Below are 21,227 nucleotides of genomic sequence, written 5' to 3'. Positions count from 1 at the left end.
CTTCCCGTATTTCCGCCTCTCCGGCATTGATTTGTTTCCAAAATAAAAGCCGAAGGGTTACAGTTCCTTAATTTTTATATTCCGGAAGGCAACGCCGCTCGCCCAGTCCTGCAGGGCAATATGCCCGCTGGTCCGTTTGCCAAATTCCGGGAACCTTTTGAAATGGGTGCGCGCCACCGAATCCTGCCAGGCCGCAGCGCCCAGGTCTTCCTGCACGGTAAGCACCCCGTTCAGGTAAAATTCAACCTTCCCATCCACCTGTTTTATTCTGGAGTAATTCCATTCTCCGGACGGCCTTGCGGCTACTTTATTTTTTTGGGAATCAATTGCGAACAAGGTACCCGCTCTTTTTACGGGATTGGCATTGTCAACATGCGCAGGATCCAGTAATTGATATTCCGGACCTGAGGCCCATGCCGTGGTAAGATCCGGTCGCTCCAAAACGTTTATAAATACGCCACTGTTGCCGTTCTTAGACAGTTTCCATTCAAATTGCAGTTCAAAATTTTTAAACTCCCTGTCGCTTACCAGGTCGTTCACCTCTGTTTTGTTTACCGTATCTACCGCCAGCGCACCCTCCCTCACGATCCATCCGGCCGTAGTATTTTTTTTATTGTACAGGTGCCAGCCCTTCGCCGACTCACCGTCGAACAACAGCGTCCAGCCCTGCTCTTTTTCTTCTTTGGTTAAGCTGTTGTTTTTGTTGGCCTCCCCGCAGGAAGCTGCAATTAAAAACAGGATTATAAATGCGACAGGCCGTTTGTTCATAATGATGTAAGGTTGTTTAAATAAATGCAATGATCAGCTTACCTGCTGCTTTACTACGATCGGCGTAGGTTGGAGCCTGTCCCGCCGAAAGCGGGATCGCACACTTCGGCAACTCCACTACTATCAACAAATGAAATGCAGATGGGCTCTTATTTTGCGGGGTACGCATCACCCTTATGACAGGTATTGCAGGTTACCGTATTCAAATAAGCGGGGTGGATAGTGGAATCGGTAAGAAAATAATTTTTATTAATGTCGATGGTCATGCGCAACATTTTGCGGGCCACATCTTTAGCCGGGTTTTCATCAGAAGCAAAATCCAGCCGGTCGCCATTTTTGTTTTTAGCATGACAGAAATCGCATTTAACCCCCAGCGAGGTATTGAACCCGTGCATAATACTGTCCAGCTTTTCATGCGTAATATCCTGCGGTAATACTTTCAGATTGTGCGGAGGCGTATAAAAAGAATAGGAAATTCCTACGGAAAAGACCCCAAACAGCGCCAGGAGGGCGACCATAATTTTTTTGTGCGGCATAAACTCGGTTTTTTACAATTTAATGACAAGTTACCGCTTTTTATGAAATAAAGAACATCAATCACTTACGTTTAAAGAACACTTGTTAGCACCCACATTGCCACAGCCATTAATGGCATAGAATAACTACCTTTGCACAATTATTTTTTAGCAGATGTCTGAAGTTTTAACAAACGCCTTAACAGCCAAAGATTTTGCAACCGACCAGGAAGTGCGCTGGTGCCCCGGCTGTGGCGATTATTCCATATTAGCCCAGGTGCAACGGGTAATGCCGGGCCTGAACATACCCAAAGAAAATATTGTTTTTATATCCGGGATCGGGTGCAGCAGCCGCTTTCCCTATTATATGAACACTTACGGCATGCATTCGATCCACGGTCGTGCTACTGCGATAGCCTCGGGATTAAAGGCGTCCAGGCCCGAGTTAAGCGTCTGGATCGTTACCGGTGATGGGGATGGCTTAAGCATTGGCGGTAATCATACCATCCACTTGTTGCGCCGGAATTTTGATGTAAACGTACTCTTGTTCAATAACCAGATCTATGGTTTAACCAAAGGACAATACTCGCCTACTTCAGAAGAAAATAAGGTCACAAAGTCTACTCCGTTTGGAAGCATTGACCATCCGTTCAACCCGCTGGCGCTGGCCCTGGGTGCGGATGCCAGCTTTATTGCACGTACTATGGACCGCGATCCCAAGCACCTGCAGGCAATGCTGATCCGCACACACGAGCACAAAGGTGCTTCTTTCCTGGAGATCTACCAGAACTGTAATATTTTTAATGACGGCGCTTTTGAAGTGTTTACAGAAAAAGGAAGCAAAGTAGAAGAAACCATCTTTGTAGAACATGGCAAACCCATGATCTTTGGGGCCGAAGGCAATAAAGGCATTCGCCTGGATGGTTTTAAACCACAGGTGGTAACCCTGGGCGAAGGATTTAGCGCCGATGATCTTTGGGTGCATGATGAAAAAGATATTTTCAAAGCGCAGTTATTAACCCGCATTTTTGACAATCCTGCGCTGGAAGGGCACTTACCACGACCCTTTGGCGTGTTTTATGAAAACGACCGTCCCTGTTATGAAGAAATGATGGCGCTGCAACTGGAAGACGCCATTGCACGCAAGACACCGGACCTGGATGCATTGCTGCGGGGGAAGGAAGTATGGACTATTCAGTAGCAGTTGACAAGTTTAAGCGTTGATAGGTTTACAGGGAATGTTCATTCATAACAACTCTGTGAACTTTTCAACCGATATTTGTAGTACCTTTTATTATGCTAATATCCATCCATCCCAAGGACCCGCAACCGCGGCTGATCAAGCAAGTGGCTGATAGTTTGAGAAACGGGGGCATTATTGTTTATCCAACGGATACGATCTACGGGCTCGGCTGCGATATTTTTCAGACAAAAGCGATAGAACGTATTGCATGGATCAAACAGATCGACCCCAAAAAAGCGCAGTTCTCTTTTGTATGCGCCAACCTCAGCCACCTGAGCGATTTTGCAAAGCAGCTTTCCAACAGCACCTTCAGAACGATGAAGGAATACCTTCCGGGCCCGTACACTTTCATATTAGAAGCCAGCAAGCAGGTACCTAAAATATTACATAGTAAAAAGGCTACGGTGGGCATACGAGTGCCGGACAATAAGATCACCATGGCGCTGATAGAAGAACTGGGCCACCCCATTTTAAGTACCACGCTGCCCGGCGAACTGGTGGAGGATTATACCGACCCGGAGATCATTCATGATAAATACCAAAACGTCGTTGATATTGTGGTAGAGGGTGGCATCGGCGGTATGGTCCCGTCAACAGTCATTGATGCGACGGGCGAAGAACTGGTATTGGTAAGACAGGGACTGGGGGAATGGGAAGAATAAGGACTTTTGACAATATGTGAATCGCTCATTATCGCCAAAGGCGATAGAATAATGCTGCGAGGCGAAGGACGCCTTGCAGAGCAACGGGTCTTCTACGTATTTCTATTACCACAGCTAACGCTGCGGGCTATGTACATTATGCCCTCCGGGCACTTTAGCACCAACTACGGAAAGATCAGTTGTGTCCACACGATAGGCTTTCGGCGGGACAGGATCCAACCAAAGCTCATAGCAGTGCAAAAGATGACTGCATAATAATCATAATTATTTGAGGGGCTCTGTGTTACTATTGTATCGCTTCTTTTTTGGTGCGGTTAAAGATCCAGAAGATGATCGGGAAGATCAGCAGCGTTAAAATCGTTGCGGTTATTAAGCCTCCGATGATCACGATCGCCAGCGGCTTTTGCGATTCGGAACCGATGCCGGTTGACAGGGCCGCGGGCAACAACCCGATAGAAGCCATTAAGGCCGTCATCACCACCGGCCGGGTACGCACTTTTACCCCTTGCAGTATTGCATAATTGATGGGCATATTCGCCTTTATATTAGAGTGAAATTCAGAGATCAGGATCACGCCGTTTTGTATACAGATACCGAACAAGGCGATGAATCCAACGCCGGCAGAAATACCAAAATTCATCCGCGTCAGGTGTAGCGCTATAATACCCCCGATCAGCGCAAAAGGAACATTTGCCAATACCAGCAATGAATCTTTCATGTTTCCAAAAAGAATAAACAACAGGAAAAAGATCATAATGATGCTGATGGGCACCACCTGTGCCAGCCGGTGCGATGCGCGCACCTGGTTCTCAAACTGGCCGGTCCAGCCAATGCTGTAGCCATCGGGTATTTTCAGCGTGGCGACTTTTTGTTGTGCTTCAGCAATGGTGCTGCCCAGGTCCCTGTCGCGAATGGAGAATTTCACTCCAATGTAGCGTTTGATATTATCCCGGTAGATGAAGGCCGCGCCATTATCTTTTACAATGGAGGCGATCTCTATCAATGGGATCTTCGCTCCGTCCTGGCTGGGCACCATCAGCCGCGCAATGTCTTCTTCATCTTTCCGGTATTCCGGAGCATAACGCAGCCGGATCCCGAATTTGCGTTCGCCCTCGAACATTTCTGTTGCTGTTTTTCCCCCAAAAGCCATCTCCAGCACGGCTTGGGCGTCCGCCGGTTGTACGCCGTAAGCAGCCATTTTATTACGATCCAGTAGCACACTCACTTCGGGCTGGCCGATATTCTTAATAATACCCGGCTCTTTTACGCCCGGAACCGTTTTTATTTTTTCCAATACCTGTTCGGCCAACCCGTCGAGTGTTTGAAGATTATCACCATAAATTTTAACCCCATTTTCTGCCTTGAAGCCGGCCACTGCTTCTGCAACATTATCAGAAATGGGTTGCGAATAGTTAAAGGTGATGCCCTGGTATTTCTTCAATTTTTCATCCATCTCCTCGATCAGCTTATCCATCGTTATCTTCCGCTTCCACTCTTCCTTCGGCTTCAGGTTCACAGCAAACTGTACAAATCCAAAACCATTGGGGTCGGTTCCGTCGTTACTTCTTCCAGTTTGCGAAAGTACGCCGGTGACTTCGGGAAAACTCCGGATCACGTTTTTCAGCTCATCGGTTGTTTTCATTGATTCCCGTAATGAGGTGCTCATGGGCATTTCCGCTGTAACCCACAGGGAGCCTTCGTTTAGCTGCGGCAGGAATTCTGTTCCGAGAAAAGTTGCAGAAAACAAGGTCACGCCCAGGAACGCCAACGCCACCAACAGGCTTAACCGTTTATTTCGAAACGTGAAGCGGAATCCTTTTTCAACGATGCGGTCCCAGAACTCCACAAACACATTGTGCTTCTCCTTTACATTTTTATTTAAAAGAATATGAGAAAGTACCGGCACCAATGTCAACGTGAACAATAGCGCCCCCATAAGCGCGAAGCCCAGGGTATAGGCCAGGGGTGAGAACATTTTGCCTTCCACTTTCTGGAAAGAAAAGATGGGAATAAGAGAAGTGATAATAATCAACTTTGAAAAAAAGATGGCTTTACCCAGACCAGTGCCCGTTTGCCGGATCCAGCCGGCTTTTGCCAGCTTGTTGAATTTCTCCATCCCGTATTGCTTCGCCTTATGATCGAGCATAACGAACACGCCTTCTACCATCACCACCGCGCCGTCAATAATGATCCCAAAGTCTACGGCCCCCAATGAAAGCAGGTTTGCGCTCATGCCCGCCACTTTCAAACAAAGGAACGCAAAGAGCAGGGCCAGCGGTATAATAATGGATACGATCAGCGTGGTGCGCCAGTCGGCCATAAACAGGAACACGATCACCGTTACAAAAACGATGCCTTCCACAAGGTTATGCAATACGGTGTGGGTGGTAAAATCCATCAGGTTATCGCGGTCGTAAAAGGTTTCCAGTTTTACATCCCTGGGAAGTATTTTGGTATTCAACTCATTTACTTTATCCTTCACGCCTTTTAATACCTCCCGCGGGTTTTCGCCTTTCCGCATTACCACAATGCCCTGCACCACGTCGCTCACACTATCCAATCCTGCCTGACCCACGCGCGGCAACGAACTTTCTTTTACTTCTGCAATATTGCGCACGAGAATGGGATTGCCATTATCCGTTTGTATGGTTATAGCCCCGATTTCATCGATATTCGTCAACAGCCCGATACCGCGAACCACATAGGACTGCCCGTTCTTTTCAATTACATCGCCGCCAACATTGAGGTTGCTTTTGGCCACAGCATCATATACCTGCAACGGAGTAAGGTTGTATTTGTCCAGTTTGCGCGGATCAATACTTAGCTCATACACTTTATCCTGCCCGCCAAAAACATTAATATCTGCCACACCCGGAACGCCCCGCAAGGCACGATCCACCACCCAGTTCTGTAAGGTCAGCAGATCCCTTGAATCCCTTTTCGGGCTTTTCAATATATAGCGGTAGATCTCACCTGTTGGGCCATAGGGCGGCTGTACTTCCGGATCCACGCCGTCCGGCAGGTTCACAGAGCGCAGTTGGTTATTGACCTGGTTGCGGGCGATCATGTCCTCCACCCCATCATCAAAAATAATTTTTACAATGGACAGCCCGAACATCGTGGTACTGCGCACACTCGTTTTCTTTTGCACCGGGCTCATAGCCAGCTCAAGTGGCGTGGTTACAAAACGCTCTACTTCTTCGGCGCTTCTGCCGTTCCATTGGGTAATGATGACTATTTGTGTATTGGTTACGTCCGGGAACGCCTCTATAGGCATATTTTTAAAACTGATGAACCCCGCAATAGCCAGTATGCCCACCCAAATAAAAGTGAATACTTTATTTTTAAGAGAGAAGGTTAACACCCCTTTTATAAACTTGTTCATCTGTTAACGCTTTTAAAATCCGTTGTGTGCGATCCGTCTGTTTGTTATGCCCTGCTAATTATTCAGCGACCGGTAGATCATCAGTTGATTATTGGTCACCACTTTATCTCCTTCCTCCAACCCTTCTGAAACATAAGTAGTCTCTCCCGTTTGTTTTAACAGTTTTATTTCTTTCACTTTTAAATTGTTCTGTGAAATGAACTGAATGACATAATTCCGGTTGTTATCAAAAATCACCGCTTTGGAAGGGATAGCGATGGCCGAGCTGGTTTCGGTGTTATATATTTTAATGGTAGCCTTGCTTTCAGGGATTAAAAGCCCCTGCGCATTGTTCAATACCACCCGGGCCTGCATCGCATTGGTTTGCGGATCTATAATTTTAAAGATCTTATCAATTTTACCATAAAACTTTTTATCGGGGTAACTTAACGTGGCCACTTCCGCTTTCATTCCCAAGGCTATTTTGTCAATATCCGCTTCGTTTACGTTTATAATGGCCCACACATCTGTTGTATTAGCCACGTCAAAAATATTGTCGGTGCGGTCACTGCGTAACTGCATGTCTTTATTAATATTCTTTTGAACAACGTACCCGCTGATAGGAGCTATTACCGTGTAAATATTTCCTTTCCGGATATTATAAATGGCTCCTACGGCAGTAGCCCTTTTTAACTGATCTTCTGCTTTTGTTACCTGGCTTTTTGCTTCCAGTACTTCTTTTTCCGTGCTTAGTTTCCCGGTGTACATTTCCTGTGCCACCCGCAGGTTGTTTTCTGCCACAACAAGATCCGTCCGGGCATCACCCAGGTCTTTTTGAAAGCCCGCCATTTCTGTACTGCGAATGGTTGCCATCACCTGTCCTTTCTTTACATAATCGCCCAGTTCTGCATTTACACTGATCACATTGCCGCCCACCAGGGGAAACACATCTATATAATGGTTTTTATCTGCCGAGATCTTCCCAAAAAAATTCATTACCGTTTCTACCGGCTGTTTATGCGCTTCCGCCGTAGTGGTCGTTTTCATCATTACATCGCTCAGTACAAAGCCGTTTACTATATGCTGCTCCTTTTTGGGTTCATTGGCGCCGCAAGCGGTTAGCATCACCACCAAAAAAAAGAATGCAGTCTGTTTCCTGTTCATCATTAAAATATTTTTGATTGCGTTAAGCGTTCCAGCTCCTCGGCTGAAATCATAATTTGTTTTTTCATTTCGTACAACTGAAGGATTGTTTGCCGGTAGCTGTCCATGAAATCAGTAAAATCCACCAGGTTCACATTGCCCCTCCGGAAATTGGAAAGCATGCCAGCATGCACGGTTTGCAAATTGTTTATATCCTCCGTTTTTACTGCTACGTATTGATCATAATGGTTCTTCCAGGTTCGATAGGCCAGCTCCACCGTTGTTTGCAGGTTCAGTTTTTTCAGATCACTGTTAGCCTGGCTTTCCTTAATCTGATATTCGGCCTTTGTCACATTTCCTCTATTGCGCTTCCAAAGCGGTATGGGGATGCCTACAGTAAGGTCCACTTCGTTTTTATATGCACCTCCCAATTGGTTCCATTGTCCGCCCACGGTAAGATCCGGAACATTCTGCGAGCGCTGCCAATTCAGGTTCACCTTATTAGCCTCTATATCTTTCAATGAATACAGGTAATCAGCATTGTTTGCCAGTGCACTTTTTTCAATGTCCTCCAGGGACAGCAGGGGCTGCTGTGTCAGCAGATGGTTGGCCTCAGCGTCAGATAATTTGGTTTTAATATTCACTGAAAGTCCCGTAAATGTTTTTAATAATTGCTGCTGCTGCAATATGGTATTAATGATTTCTATTTTATCATTGTTCAACTGAACCACCATCGCCTGCAGGCGCACCTGTTCTTTTAACGAAGTGTTTCCTTTGGCTGTTTGTATTTTATACGCTTCCAGCAGGTCGGTCATGTAGTTCAACTGAGTATTAATATCGATCAGCTTTTTTTCCTCAAAGTAAAGCGTATAGTAGGTTTCATATAGTTGTGTTTTCAGCTCCGTCAATAATTGATTGAACTGTAGTTTGGCCAGCTCCTTATTGCTCCGGGCGTATTCCACTTCATACTTTTTTTTGCCACCCAGATACAATAGCTGCTGAATACCGAGGCTATTGGCTTTGGTAACTTCCAGCACTTTTTTATCTTCAGGGTTATAGATATTCGTTTGGTAGCTTGCCTGGGGGAGGTCCCAGATTTTGGCCTGCATAATATCAGCATCAGCTTCGCTTATATTATACTGTTGCGCCAAAAGCGCCAGGTTATTTTTCATAAATGCGGCTTCGCAACTTTCCAGTGTCATCTGTTCCTGGCCCAAAGCCGCCCCGCACGCTGCCAACGTTACAAAAAGAAATAGCCCCTTCATTGTCCGAACATTTTGGCAAAGCTCCCAACTGCATCTTAAAGGGGGCTTAAGTTCAGCTTAAAATAAGCTTAAACGGATTTTAAGGAATTTTCCGTCACTCAGCGCTTGTTCCACAGGCGAACAGGTGGAACTGTTGCGACAGACAGCTATAGCCGAAGGCTACACATTCAAACTCAAAAAACGGGAAATGTTATCCTGAAGGTATTTTCATCCGGCGGCACCGGAATATATTGGACCTGCCCTTTATGGTACTCGATGATGCGCTTAACAATACGCAGCCCAAGCCCTGACCCTGTTGTATTTTGGATATTAGAGCCCCGTATAAAAGGATCAAAGATACGGGCCTGCTCTTCGGAAGAGATCAGTGTGCCGTGGCTGGTAACGTTGACCTCCAATTGCGTATCTTTTTCTTTAATAGTAACAATGACTGCCGGACTTGAGGAATAGATCGCCGCATTTTTGAGCAGATTGATAAACGCTATTTCCAAAAGCGAGCGTACGCCACTGACCAAAAGATCAGGATCTTTTCCTGCTTCCGGGATAATAGTAAAATCCATTAACAGCCGGGGCTCCATTTTAAGTACCTGTTCGTATGCGGTAAAAATAAGCTCATCAATACGTTCGCTCTCATAAATGCTGCTGATATTTTCTTTATCGAATTTTGATAACAGCATCAATGACCGGGTGAGGTCCGACAATTGATATACGTCTTTGATCACATTATTAACCGTATTTTTTGTGCGCACCGCATCTTCATTCCTGTATTCCAGGTTTTCCAACTGAAAGGCAATCCGGGTCAGCGGGGTGCGGAGCTCATGGGCAGCACTTGAAGTAAAGTCTTTCTGCGACTGAAATACATCGTTGATGCGACCCATCATCGTATTAAACGACCGGGCAAGCAGGCTGATCTCATCATTTGAATTTTTTACGGGAAGTTGTTCCGTCAGGTTATGGGCGGTTATATCTGTTATCTGACCCGTCAATTGATCCAGCGGTTTTAAAAGACGCTTCGCTACAAAATAACTGCTGAGCCATACCACAGCGGTGCTCACGAGGTAGGTGATCAATAAAATATACCCCAGGAACTTCAGCTTCGAGCGGCCGTTAACATCTTCTGCACTGGTAAGAATATAAAATTTTTTACCGTCGATAACCGGCGCAATACCAAAATACTCGGGTGTTGTATTTTCAACATAGATCTCGCTGCTCCTGTCGAGCCGCTGCAGGATCGTTTCATCCCACGAAACACTGGTATCTTTAATAGTGCTGTAGATCAGTTTTTTTTCCTGGCTGAAGATCAATATTTCTTCTTTATACAACCCATCATCGGACTCGCTGAGGAATTTCGGCACGCCCGTAAGAAAATCGGGTGTTTTGGCAATAAAATGAGCCGTTACCATTGATTTGTCTTTCAGGTTCTGCCGGAACTCATCCCGCCGGAAATCATAAAAAGCAAAATAGATAATGATCATAAGAAGGCCAAACAGCAGCGAGTAAGCCAAACTCCAGCTAAGGGCTATCCTTCTTTTTAATGTCATTACAATGGTTTTAAAAAATAACCAAACCCCGGCCGGGTATGAATTAATTTGACCTCAAACTGCCGGTCTATTTTTTTACGGAGAAAATTTATATATACTTCAATGGTATTATGCGTGGTCTGAAACTGGTTTTGCCAAACCTCATCTGAGATATATTGCTTGGACAGCGTGCGCCCGTTTGCTTTTGCTAATAAAACCAGGAGCTGAAATTCCTTTTGGGTCAGATTTATTTCCATCCCGCCGCGAAAAACTTTGTATTCATCCGGGAATATTTCGAGATCTTCAATCATAATTTTGTCCGGCGCCTCCTGTTTGGCACCCGTTATCCGCAACCGTGAGCGAATCCTTAACAAAAGCTCTTCCAGGATAAAGGGTTTCACCAGGTAGTCATCTGCATTGCGCAGAAAGGCTTCCTTTTTTTCAACAATATCATCATAAGCCGAAATAATGATAATGGGGGTTTGGGCATCCTGCTCCCTGATCTTTTTACATACATCCAGGCCATTAATATATGGCACATTGATATCCAGGATATAAACATCGCAGCGCTCGTCTGCAATGCGGTCCAGATAAGTCTTCCCATCAGCCACCGTTCTACATTCAATTCCGTTATTTTGAAGATAGAAGGTGATTTCCGATGACAGGACGGTATCATCCTCCAGTAAAAAAGCTTTCATACAATTCAGTGAACGTCCTCCCCATTAAAAGATAAGAGGGCCGGGTCACAGGCCTCGCTGTATCCCCAGTTCCAGCCCCCGCAATTCTGCCAGCCCCCGCAAACGGCCAATACCCGAATAACCGGGATAGGTCGTTTTTTTAAGATCATCCAGCATCTGGTGACCGTGATCCGGGCGCATGTGTATGGACACATTTCTTTGACGCATTACTTTTACCAGCTCCTTTACCACGGCGTACATATCCACATCGCCATCCAAATGATCGGCCTCAAAAAAATTGCCATCTGCATCCCGTTTGGTGCTCCTCAAATGTAAAAAATGAATATGTTCACCCAGGCGCTGTGCCATCCCCGGCAAATCATTGTCGGCCCGTACACCGTAGGATCCCGTGCAAAAGCACAGCCCGTTGGCCTTTGACGGAGCGGCATTGATCAGCTCCCAGGCATCTGCTTCAGTGCTAACGATTCTTGGCAATCCCAAAATGGGAAAAGGCGGATCATCCGGATGGATCGCCATTTTTAATCCCAGGGCCTCTGCAACGGGGATTACCTGCTGCAGAAAATAAAATAAATGTTCTTTAAGTTTTTTTGCATCGATAAGCGCATAGGTCTTCAGCGCCGCAAGAATTTCCGCTTCTGTAAACCGCTCTTCGCTCCCGGGAAGCCCCAATAAGGTGTTACGGTACAGCATCTCCTTCTCTTCCTCACTCAACTGCTCAACCGTTGCCTTGGCCTTTTGCAGTTCTTCCGCAGTATAATCTTTCTCTGCACCCGGGCGTTTTAACAAGTATACATCAAAAGCAATAAAAGCCGATTTTTCAAACCGCAGGGCCTTGCTGCCATCGGCAACGGTATAATTGATATCCGTGCGCATCCAGTCCAGAATGGGCATAAAATTATACGTAACCACCTGTAAGCCGCATGCAGCAACATTTTTGAGGCTTTGTTTATAGTTTTCAATATATTGTTCAAAGGCCCCGTTGTGCTTTTTTATATCCTCGTGCACCGGAAGGCTTTCGATCACCTCCCAGGTAAGCCCGGCGGCGGCCACTTCATTTTTTCTTTTTTCAATTTCGGACACTTCCCAAATGGCGCCTACCGGAATATGGTGCAACGCAGTTACAACCCCAGTGCAACCGGCTTGTTTTATATCGCTTAAACTAACGGGATCTTTGGGACCATACCAGCGCATCGTATGGATCATGGCGCATGCTGCTTCTTTCATTCTTTATTTGTTTGATCGAGTATTTCCCCAAAAATAAGTGTTTTATGCTTTAGCCGCGGCACTGCTTTTACGGGTGAATATCCTGGTTTTGAGTATATGTTTCTCAAATTTGGCGATGGGGCGCTTGCTTTCTATTTCTGAAACCAACAATTTCGCCGCCAGCGCTCCCATTTCAAAAGTGGGCTGGTAAATAACTGAAAGCGCGGGGTTCAGCAAATCGGCATTATTGAAGTTCGAAAACCCCATTAACCCCATTTGGCGCGGGATGGCAATTTTTTTGCTTTTAAGGATACGAAGGGTCTTTAAAGACAGTGTATCGGACAAAGTGAGGATCGCATCCGGCCTGTTCTTCATCGACAATAATGTTGTTACCACATTTTCAATTTCATCCTGATCGGCGCCACCCGCAGCACAGAAACGGATCCAATCTTTGTGCTGCTCCAGTCCCAGTTCCTGAAAGGCTTTTACGCAGCCCTGGATACGCTCCCTGGATATGGAAAGATTTTTGTTATTAGCGATAAGGGCTATCTTTTTAAAACCGTTGCCCGCCAGGTGTTGCACGGCTTCGTAGCCGCCCGCAAAATTATCTGCCACTACCTTATGTGTTTCAATAGTATCCGCAATCCGGTCGATAAAGACAATGGCCACACCCATATTATTCAATTCCTCAAAGACTGAATAGTCCGTTGTTTCGGCCGCAAGCGATACAATCAATCCATCAATGGATCGTGCCGACAGATCATGCAGGATCATTTTTTCCCGTTCTGCAGAATCTTTGCTTTGCGTAATAATGAGGTTATAACCCTTTTTATTGGCTACTGATTCCACACCATCAATAACCTGACTAAAATAGTTATTGGCAATATTGGAAATAACAATGCCGATCGATTTTGATTTTCCTTTCCGCAAACTTAAGGCAGCCTGGTTGGGACGATAATTATAGGTTTGCGCGTACTCCCGGATCTTCTTCTTTGTATCGGCACCAATTTCGTGACTATCTCTCAGCGCACGGGAAACCGTGGAAGCAGAAAGCCCAAGTGCTTTGGCAATGTCTTTAATAGTTATGGCGTCCATTTTCATACAACCAATTCTTAACAATATTTGCGAAGATACTATTTATGCAATCGCTGCCCGCAAGGTTTATATAAAGCCATCCAGTTATGATTAACAATTTCGCTGCCTCCTTAAATCATGCGGCGACCCGGAACGATGGGATTCCTGGCTTTAGAAAAACCGGTTACCATTGAGTAAATCTTAAAGATTTGTATTGAAAATGAACGTAAATGTTAGCGCGGCCGTCAGTTTTCCTGTTTTACGAGAACAATTCTTGCCCTGTCTGCGGCGTAAACGGCATTGTAGAAGGTTACCATTTTATCATAATCAGTAGCAGGAAATTTCCCGGCATTACGATCATAACGGCGGATCATAGTAATAACACCGTCTTTATAGCTGCTACGAATAGAATAAGCCCCAAATTGATTATCGATATTTACAGCGCCGGGTGCAGCTTCTATCATAAATCCTTTCGGGATTTTAACCGTAACCGTATCTGCGGTTTTAAAAGCATACTCGTAAATAATATCATTTTCCCTTTTTTCATCATCGCTCAGCTTCACGGAATGCTTCGACAAAATATTAGGGCTGATGAACAGGCGTCTGCCGGTAATGGTTGCATAATCTTTTGAAACCAACTGCACTTTCTCCATAACCGCCGGTACCGGGCTGTTGCCAATTTCCGTATATCCAAAAGAGCTGATGTCATAACTGGGCAGCGAAAAGTTATTCCGCAATCTTTTCTGCTTTTGTTCATCTGTAAGATCATAAACGACGCTGTGCAGCTCATCCTGCAGCAGCCCCGTACTGGTAGTGCTCACGGATGCGGTTAATGTACCGTTTTCATCCAGTTGCGCGTTTATTACGCGATTTTGCATGTTGGCTTCTTTGGAATAGTGTGGCGTGCGGACGAGGCAGCTATTGTCTCCATCAAGCAGCAATGCCTCCCGGTCACCGGTGAAGCTCCCCATATAACCCGGCTCTTTTGTCTGGCTGGTACATTCCAGCCATATCGAATCCTTTTTCGCGGGCACACACACCACCACATGATTAAACTGATTGGATGCAAAGTCTGCCACGATGTCTTTATCATCCGGACCGCCGCTAATTAATACCGAACAGGCTTTAATACCTGCTGCTTTCAGTAAAGCCACCATATAATTGGAAAGTGCTTTACAATCCCCGTATTTTTTTTCAGCTACATAAGTGGCATCCAGTGGCTGCCAGCCGCCCATACCTAGCTGAATGCTTATATAGCGGGAGTTTTGTTGCATATACTTATAAAGCGCAGCTACTTTTTCCGGATCAGATTTTAGCCCCTGCGTAAGATCCAGCACCTTTGCTTTTACGGCCTCCGGAAGCACATCCTTTCCGGCATACAGGGACACAATAAATTTTCCAAAATTCTGCCAGCTATCCATATTCCCTTTATAACCCCCGATCTCAAAATCGGCAGGGGCCGTTAAAACCCTTGTCACCTGCTGGTTCCATTCCGGCGCGTAAGATTCGGAAGCTTTTGCGGCGCTGTTAGTTACCTGCCATACATATCTGCTGGTATTTTTTTCTTTTTTTATTTCCGGCGCTCCCGTGTACCGGAACATCTTGTAGCGCAGCTTATAATTATCCGGCACTTCAAAGATCAGTTTGCTGTTTTCCACTGCCACCCGCGGGCCACTTTGCGGCATCCACTCCGGGAACGAAAAAATACCGTTCATTTCAAACTCGATATCGTATTCTACCGTATACGGATAATCTTTACAATAAAAATCATACACCTTATAGCGGGCGTCCGTAATAAGTGTGGCGCCATCGGTACCGCTTATGTCCTGGATATCTTTTTTCCGGATCGATTTTATTTTCTTTCCATCAGCAGCATACAGTGCTCCTGAAATATCGTTAATAATATGAAACCGGTCATATCCAACTGCCATCCCCGCAAAGTCGCTCCCCGCTTCATTTAAAATAGTATAGGCGTAGTGCCGGTGATAAACGGCTCTGCCTGCATTTTTTATCGTAAGGGTTGTTTCATCCAGGCGCTTTACAAAATCCGCTTTTTTCAAAAGTGTTTCAGGGATCGTATTAACCGGAAATTCCGCGCGGGTGGTGGTGGCAGAAAAAAGAGCCAGCGCAAAAACCAGGATTCGTATTGCAGTTATTTTTTTCATACTATCTCTTGTAGTGCTCCGGATTCACGGGGCTATTTTATTTTCTTTAAAACGATCTGTTCATTATGTTTTTTAACAATGTATCCGAAAAAATCCCGGAGGGTTTGGTAGTCCTCAGATGCAAAGGCTGCTTTTCGTATATCTATTTTGCTTTGCAGCATGATGCGGTTTTCATTTACCGCGGCAATATATTCGAACACCCCTTCATTATTGTTGAGTATTACCCGGCTCGATTTGGGTATTTCATCTACTTTATATCCTTTGGGTATTTCCATGTTCAATACATATACCCGGTATATTTTGTAAGGCATCTCTACCGGGTAATACCGTTCGGCTGATGTAAAAGGATTTGTTTTTATCCCTTCACTGAACATAGGGTTGAAGTAAATAAGGTCTTCCTTTCCAAGATCCATTTTCATTTGGTATCTGACCGAAACGGGATAATCATATTTTTTTAAAGAATCAATTTGAAATTCAGAAAATTTCATCGGGAAAGAATAGCCCTTTTCGGTTTCTTTAAAATATTCATTAACCTCTTTGGTGGCCAGGGCATTACGCAGTTGCATTGATTCGTAATATCCGGGCGTTTCGCTATAAGCGCCTGCAAGCCCTTTGCTCGCTGAATCATTAACGACAAAGATCAACGTGGATTTGGATTCCGTTAAAGAATCGGATTCAAAACTGATGTTTTGGGGTGAGGAGGCCACTACAAATGCGGGCCCGTTATAGCATTGGAGCGGCAGGTGACTGAACCCCATGTTGGGTTGTGTAGCATCCAGGTAGTACGTTTGTCCATCAATTTTTAAACAGCAAATGGTATAGTTGTATTTGCTCATTAGCGGATAAAACGGGTGAGCAAATCCATGGCTGCGGGTGCTTAACAAAACAGGGTCCGCGGTTAATCCGGCCTGTCGGAGCATCGCGATAAGCAGTATATTAATTTCGGCAACATTGCCGCTCTTTTTCCGGAATACATCTTTCAGTGTGGTATTGTCCGACAGATAGGCCCCGCTGTTTTGGGTTTTGGTAAAATTATCCCGCACAAAAGCATAAATACCCCTTGCGGCATCCATACCCGAAGCCGTACCGGCGGTAGCTTTTTTTACTTCGTCGTTCAGCCAGATATTCGGTTTGGAGAGCCCCGCTCCAAAATCTTCGGATTTCAATAACTGTTCACTTGTAGTGGCCCAGTTGCCCATGATATCTTTTGGCACGCCATTGGGGAACTGGATCTTTGAAAGCTGAAAATCAAGTTTTGAAATATAGTTATCTGTTGTGGAAGTAAAAGGCTCCTCTTTTATGGCTGGTACATTGGTGGCAGACCAGCTATTCTGCGTTTCGCTCCCTGGAAGGGAGTAATGCTCCGTAGCCTGGGTGCCATTGGCATCCGAAATGGAATACGTTTTAAAAAAATCTTTTTTTGTGTTTTTTAGCGGAAAATACCCCTGGGATAAAAATACATACTGGAAGAACTCCGGAATATTAACCGTATACTGGGTGTATAAGCGGGGATAGTTTCCCTGGAATTCCCATGGCTTGAGAAAATTAAAAAAATCCGACTCAATGGTATAGGAATATTCGATAATAGAGCCTTCTTTTAAATTGGGGAAAGTGAATTTCCTGGCGTTCCAGTTTTTATTTAGCTTCTCCTTAAAAACATTAGAAGCTTCCAGCTTGGTTTGCTGCACGACTCCATTTTCCAGGTTATAGGTAACGGCTTTCAGATCTGAAAGCCGTTCTTCATTATTACCCGAAACGTAAAGTTCAATGGAAATATTGGCAGCATCAAACCCCTTTTTATTCAACACTTTAATGCGCGTGGAGCGTTTGTGAATCAAAGAAAACGACCCGCTATTATTGCCATCAATTTTTGAACTGCCTACATCAGAAAGAATGACCGCATTGGTATTGGAATCGATAACCGGCGATTTTACGTCAAAGTCAGTTGCTGATATTTTACCGAATTTAACCCCTTCCTGGGCATATAGTTTAACCGTTAGTATTGGAACTAATAATAGCCCGATAGCAAGCAAAGCAATTCTCATGACAGTTATGTTTAGATACCAAATATAAACCCGCAGTCAAAAATTATAAAATTTTTTTGCACACGCAAAAAACAGCCGGCGGCAGCTCTTGTATTGGTGCAGGTTTATAAAAAAACCACAACTTGTGCTGCATAACCGAACAGGTTGTGGTTAAAAGTAGGTTTGGGCAAGTGCAGTCCCTGCGCCCTTTTAAGAAGCAGGCAAAACTAAAAACAATAATGACCGGCCGCGATTAATTTATCGGCAATGCTTCTGCGGGCGTCCTTGCTGTTAAAAGGCTGTGCTTTTGTAAAACGCTTCAATCCCATCAGTATCATTCGCTGTTCATCTCCTTCCGCAAAACCATTAATCGCATCTTTACCGGCTTTATTTATTTTGTCAGCGGCATCGTATAAAAACACGCGGGTCATAGCTGCATAGTCTGCAGCGGCTGTGTCGCCTTTTGCTGCCGCGATCTTCATCGTGCGCAGCAGCATACTTTCCGCATGGAATATTTCAATGGCCATATCGGAAATATTCATCAGGATCTCCTGTTCACTTTCTATTTTCATCATCAGCTTTTGCGCAGCAGCGCCGGCCACCATCAGGATGGCCTTCTTCAGGTTGGCGATTAGCTTTTTCTCTTCAGCAAAAGGCGTTTCATCCTCACCACCGAAATCCGGAATGCTCATTAACTCTTTTTGTACTTCCATTGCCGGCCCCATCAGGTTCAAACGCCCCTGCATAGCGCGTTTAAGGGTCATATCCAGGATCAGTAACCGGTTAATTTCATTAGTTCCTTCATAGATACGATTAATGCGACTGTCGCGATAGGCCCTTGAAATATTGTACTCGGCACTGAATCCATTACCGCCATGAATCTGAACGCCTTCGTCCACTACAAAATCCAGCAGTTCGCTCCCGAATATTTTCAGCATGGCGCATTCAATCGCATATTCCTCTGCTGCGCCCAATACGGCCTCATTAAAAGGTTTTCCTTCGGTCAGTAATTTTTGTTCCAATTGGTCGATCCATTTTGCGGTGCGATACAAGGCTGACTCAGCCGCAAACATGCCGATGGCCATCTCCGCCAGTTTATGTTTGATCGCCCCGAAATTGCTGATGGGCTGTTTGAACTGTTCGCGTGTTTTTGCATATTCCAATGAGGTGTCAAAAGCCTTGCGCGCCCCACCCAGCGCTGCAGCGCAGAGTTTCAGCCGGCCGATATTCAGAATATTAAAAGCGATCTTATGTCCTTTCCCGGTCTCACCCAGCACATTCTCCACCGGCACTTTCGCATCCTGGAAATATAATTGTACGGTTGAGGAACCTTTAATGCCCATTTTTTGTTCTTCGGGCCCCTGTGTAAATCCTTCCGTGCCCCGCTCCACGATAAACCCTGTGAATTTATCTCCATCCACTTTCGCAAACACCGTATACACATCGGCAAAGCCGCCATTGGTGATCCAGCATTTCTGTCCATTCAGTAAATAATACTTTCCGTCTGCGCTCAGTTTGGCGGTTGTTTTTGCACTCAGGGCATCGCTGCCACTATTAGGCTCTGTTAATCCGTAAGCTCCCGCCCATTCACCGGTAATCAGTTTGGGGATATATTTTTCTTTTTGCGCATCCGTACCAAAATACAAGATCGGCAATGTACCAATGCCTGTATGTGCCGCAATGGCTACAGAAAACGAATGCCCTGCCCCCAGGTATTCATTAATGATGGTTGAGGTAACAAAATCTTTGCCTAATCCACCATATACTTCAGGGAACGACGTGGCCAGCAGCCCCTGCCCGCCGGCTTTTTGCACGAGCGATTTCATGAGCCCTGGCTCCATACTGTCAATACGATCCAGTATCGGCCATACATCCGCCGCCAGGAACTGGTTGCAGAGGTCCCGGATCATCAGTTGCTCTTCATCAAATTCGTTGGCAATAAAAGTTTGCGCCGGAGTTTGTTCTTTAATGAGCCACTCCGCGCCCCTGGTAATTGTTTCAGCATTTATAGCAGCATCCATTGTTTTTGTTTTAACAGTTAAAAAATAGCCAGGAGGCACAAGGTTTCTAATTATTCAACCGCAATGACGCCAGGGCGCAATGTTTTTTTAATCCATCGCCTGCAAACGCCGACTGCACCTGTATTCCTGTCGGAAGCCGATCAGGACAATTGACATCGCGCCTTCGCGGTTAAATTTATTTCAGGTTTTCATATACCACCTTTAATACCTGTTTGCAAATCTCAATTTTATCTTCGCTTACGCCTTTCAGCGCTTCTTCAACGGTTTCCTCAGCAAAGCCATAGCAGGTATCCTGCATTTGCCTGGCTTTGTCAGTAAGCGTGATCAGGTTCTTCCTCCTATCGGCTTTGGAATGCATTCGTTTTACCATCCCCGCCTTTTCCAGGTTATCCACCAGCCGGGTCATGCTTGGCTTATCCCGGAAGGTTGCCTTACAAAGATCCTGTTGGCTAATACCATCTTCCTTCCATAAATGATACAACACACTCCATTGCTCAATCGTCATATTCAAATCTGCCTGATTGAACTTTTTTTGCAGCCTGCGGGCGATGGCCGTACTGGCTATCCCCGTAATAAAACTGTATAAATCACTCTTTTTAAATTGGTTGCTTGGCATATAGTTGTTTTGACAACTAACCAAAGTTAGTCTATTTTTGTATTGGATGTTTTATTTTTCTATTGACTCTAATCAAAATATTTGTCCCGGAAATTCATTTCATACAAGCAGTCCAACATCAGCTATCTCCGCAGCGGAAGCGGGTTGCAGCCGGTTATATGCCTGCATGGATTTAATGAAGATGCCTGTTCTTTTGCCGTTTTGGAAAACAAAAACAATCGTTATGCTGTTTTTTCCATCGACGCTCCGTTTCACGGTGCTACCCAATGGAGGGAAGGATTACATTATTCCCCTGCAGATCTTTATGCAATTATAGGTATTATTTTAAAAACAGAAGGCTTCGCCCCAAAAGAAGCATTTACCCTGATCGGTTTTAGCCTGGGCGGACGATTGGCCCTGTCTTTTTACGAGCACTACCCACAATCAATAAAGCAGCTTGTCCTTATTGCCCCCGATGGATTAAAAGTTAATGGCTGGTATTGGCTGGCGGCGCATACTTCTATTGGTAACAGGGCTTTTCATTTTACGATGCATCACCCGGGTTGGTTCATCCGTATGGCTGGGCTTTTTTCCAGGCTGGGTATCATCAATACCGGCGTGAAAAAATTCGTTGTCCAGTACCTGAGCCAGGATGCCGTGCGTAACATATTATACAAAGCCTGGACAGCTTTCCGTTTTTTTGATCCTCATTCCCGGAAGATCAAAAAAAATATAGCGCGTTACAAAACGCCCCTGCAGCTTTATTTTGGGGCCTATGATAACGTTATTCCTGCCGCAAGTGGATTCAAATTCCTAAAAGGCATTGAGGCTTACGCCCCGATCCATGTTTTGGAAACCGGGCACCGGCTATTACAGGCAAGGGAAGTGCAGGGATTGTTAAACGATCTGAGTGAAAAGTGAATGGTGAATAGTCTATACGTCTGCCCTTTCTCGTTTGACGTTTGATTTC

The 21,227-nt window shown here is 45.2% G+C and carries 16 protein-coding genes; 3 read left to right on the top strand and 13 right to left on the bottom strand.

Annotation, left to right across the window (positions count from 1 at the left end; all coding sequences use genetic code 11):
• Positions 1-57 precede the first annotated feature (57 nt).
• Entirely contained in the window at positions 58-768 is a 711-nt protein-coding gene (locus tag NIASO_RS15965; RefSeq protein ID WP_008587558.1) for a 3-keto-disaccharide hydrolase, read from the bottom strand.
• Between the two features lie 149 nt (positions 769-917).
• Positions 918-1,304, bottom strand: a complete 387-nt coding sequence (locus NIASO_RS15960; protein ID WP_008587556.1) for a c-type cytochrome — start codon at positions 1,302-1,304, stop codon at positions 918-920.
• Between the two features lie 154 nt (positions 1,305-1,458).
• Between NIASO_RS15960 and NIASO_RS15955 the strand changes: the two genes are divergently transcribed.
• Both NIASO_RS15955 and NIASO_RS15950 read left to right on the top strand, forming a co-directional pair.
• Positions 1,459-2,484 carry a 2-oxoacid:ferredoxin oxidoreductase subunit beta gene (locus tag NIASO_RS15955; RefSeq protein WP_008587555.1) on the top strand — a complete coding sequence of 342 codons (1,026 nt, stop codon included), beginning with the start codon at positions 1,459-1,461 and terminating at the stop codon, positions 2,482-2,484.
• 95 nt (positions 2,485-2,579) lie between these two features.
• A complete protein-coding gene (locus NIASO_RS15950) occupies positions 2,580-3,188 on the top strand; it encodes an L-threonylcarbamoyladenylate synthase (protein WP_008587554.1) in 609 nt (202 codons plus the stop codon).
• 286 nt (positions 3,189-3,474) lie between these two features.
• Here the strand turns inward: NIASO_RS15950 and NIASO_RS15945 are convergent, their stop codons facing one another.
• The 11 genes from NIASO_RS15945 to NIASO_RS15895 form a co-directional block, all read right to left on the bottom strand.
• Complete coding sequence (locus tag NIASO_RS15945) at positions 3,475-6,573, bottom strand: efflux RND transporter permease subunit (protein WP_008587553.1); 3,099 nt, start codon at positions 6,571-6,573, stop codon at positions 3,475-3,477.
• A 54-nt stretch (positions 6,574-6,627) separates the two neighbouring features.
• Complete coding sequence (locus NIASO_RS15940; RefSeq protein WP_025299059.1) at positions 6,628-7,719, bottom strand: efflux RND transporter periplasmic adaptor subunit; 1,092 nt, start codon at positions 7,717-7,719, stop codon at positions 6,628-6,630.
• A complete protein-coding gene (locus NIASO_RS15935; RefSeq protein WP_008587549.1) occupies positions 7,719-8,960 on the bottom strand; it encodes a TolC family protein in 1,242 nt (413 codons plus the stop codon). Before NIASO_RS15935 ends, NIASO_RS15940 begins: the two co-directional genes overlap by 1 nt.
• A 173-nt stretch (positions 8,961-9,133) precedes the next feature.
• Positions 9,134-10,498: a sensor histidine kinase gene (locus tag NIASO_RS15930; RefSeq protein ID WP_008587547.1), complete on the bottom strand. Its 1,365-nt coding sequence runs from the start codon at positions 10,496-10,498 to the stop codon at positions 9,134-9,136.
• Positions 10,498-11,175 (bottom strand): response regulator transcription factor, encoded by a 678-nt coding sequence (locus tag NIASO_RS15925; RefSeq protein WP_008587545.1) that lies wholly within the window; start codon positions 11,173-11,175, stop codon positions 10,498-10,500. Before NIASO_RS15925 ends, NIASO_RS15930 begins: the two co-directional genes overlap by 1 nt.
• Before the next feature lie 45 nt (positions 11,176-11,220).
• Complete coding sequence (uxuA, locus tag NIASO_RS15920; RefSeq protein WP_008587543.1) at positions 11,221-12,399, bottom strand: mannonate dehydratase; 1,179 nt, start codon at positions 12,397-12,399, stop codon at positions 11,221-11,223.
• 42 nt (positions 12,400-12,441) lie between these two features.
• Positions 12,442-13,473, bottom strand: coding sequence for a LacI family DNA-binding transcriptional regulator (locus NIASO_RS15915; RefSeq protein WP_044046750.1), 1,032 nt, complete (start codon positions 13,471-13,473; stop codon positions 12,442-12,444).
• 224 nt (positions 13,474-13,697) lie between these two features.
• Complete coding sequence (locus NIASO_RS15910; protein WP_025299058.1) at positions 13,698-15,617, bottom strand: DUF3857 domain-containing transglutaminase family protein; 1,920 nt, start codon at positions 15,615-15,617, stop codon at positions 13,698-13,700.
• Between the two features lie 32 nt (positions 15,618-15,649).
• A complete protein-coding gene (locus tag NIASO_RS15905) occupies positions 15,650-17,662 on the bottom strand; it encodes a DUF3857 domain-containing protein (RefSeq protein ID WP_008587534.1) in 2,013 nt (670 codons plus the stop codon).
• 206 nt (positions 17,663-17,868) lie between these two features.
• Positions 17,869-19,662 carry an acyl-CoA dehydrogenase family protein gene (locus tag NIASO_RS15900; RefSeq protein WP_008587532.1) on the bottom strand — a complete coding sequence of 598 codons (1,794 nt, stop codon included), beginning with the start codon at positions 19,660-19,662 and terminating at the stop codon, positions 17,869-17,871.
• A gap of 175 nt (positions 19,663-19,837) precedes the next feature.
• Complete coding sequence (locus NIASO_RS15895; protein WP_025299057.1) at positions 19,838-20,278, bottom strand: MarR family winged helix-turn-helix transcriptional regulator; 441 nt, start codon at positions 20,276-20,278, stop codon at positions 19,838-19,840.
• Between the two features lie 81 nt (positions 20,279-20,359).
• Between NIASO_RS15895 and NIASO_RS15890 the strand changes: the two genes are divergently transcribed.
• On the top strand, positions 20,360-21,178 hold the full coding sequence (locus tag NIASO_RS15890; protein ID WP_008587528.1) for an alpha/beta fold hydrolase: 819 nt from the start codon (positions 20,360-20,362) through the stop codon (positions 21,176-21,178).
• Positions 21,179-21,227: the final 49 nt, after the last annotated feature.

It is taken from the genome of Niabella soli DSM 19437 (assembly GCF_000243115.2).
Classification (GTDB): domain Bacteria; phylum Bacteroidota; class Bacteroidia; order Chitinophagales; family Chitinophagaceae; genus Niabella; species Niabella soli.
The sequence above is the reverse complement of the archived record's forward strand: the minus strand, read 5'-3'. Positions and strand labels throughout refer to the sequence as shown.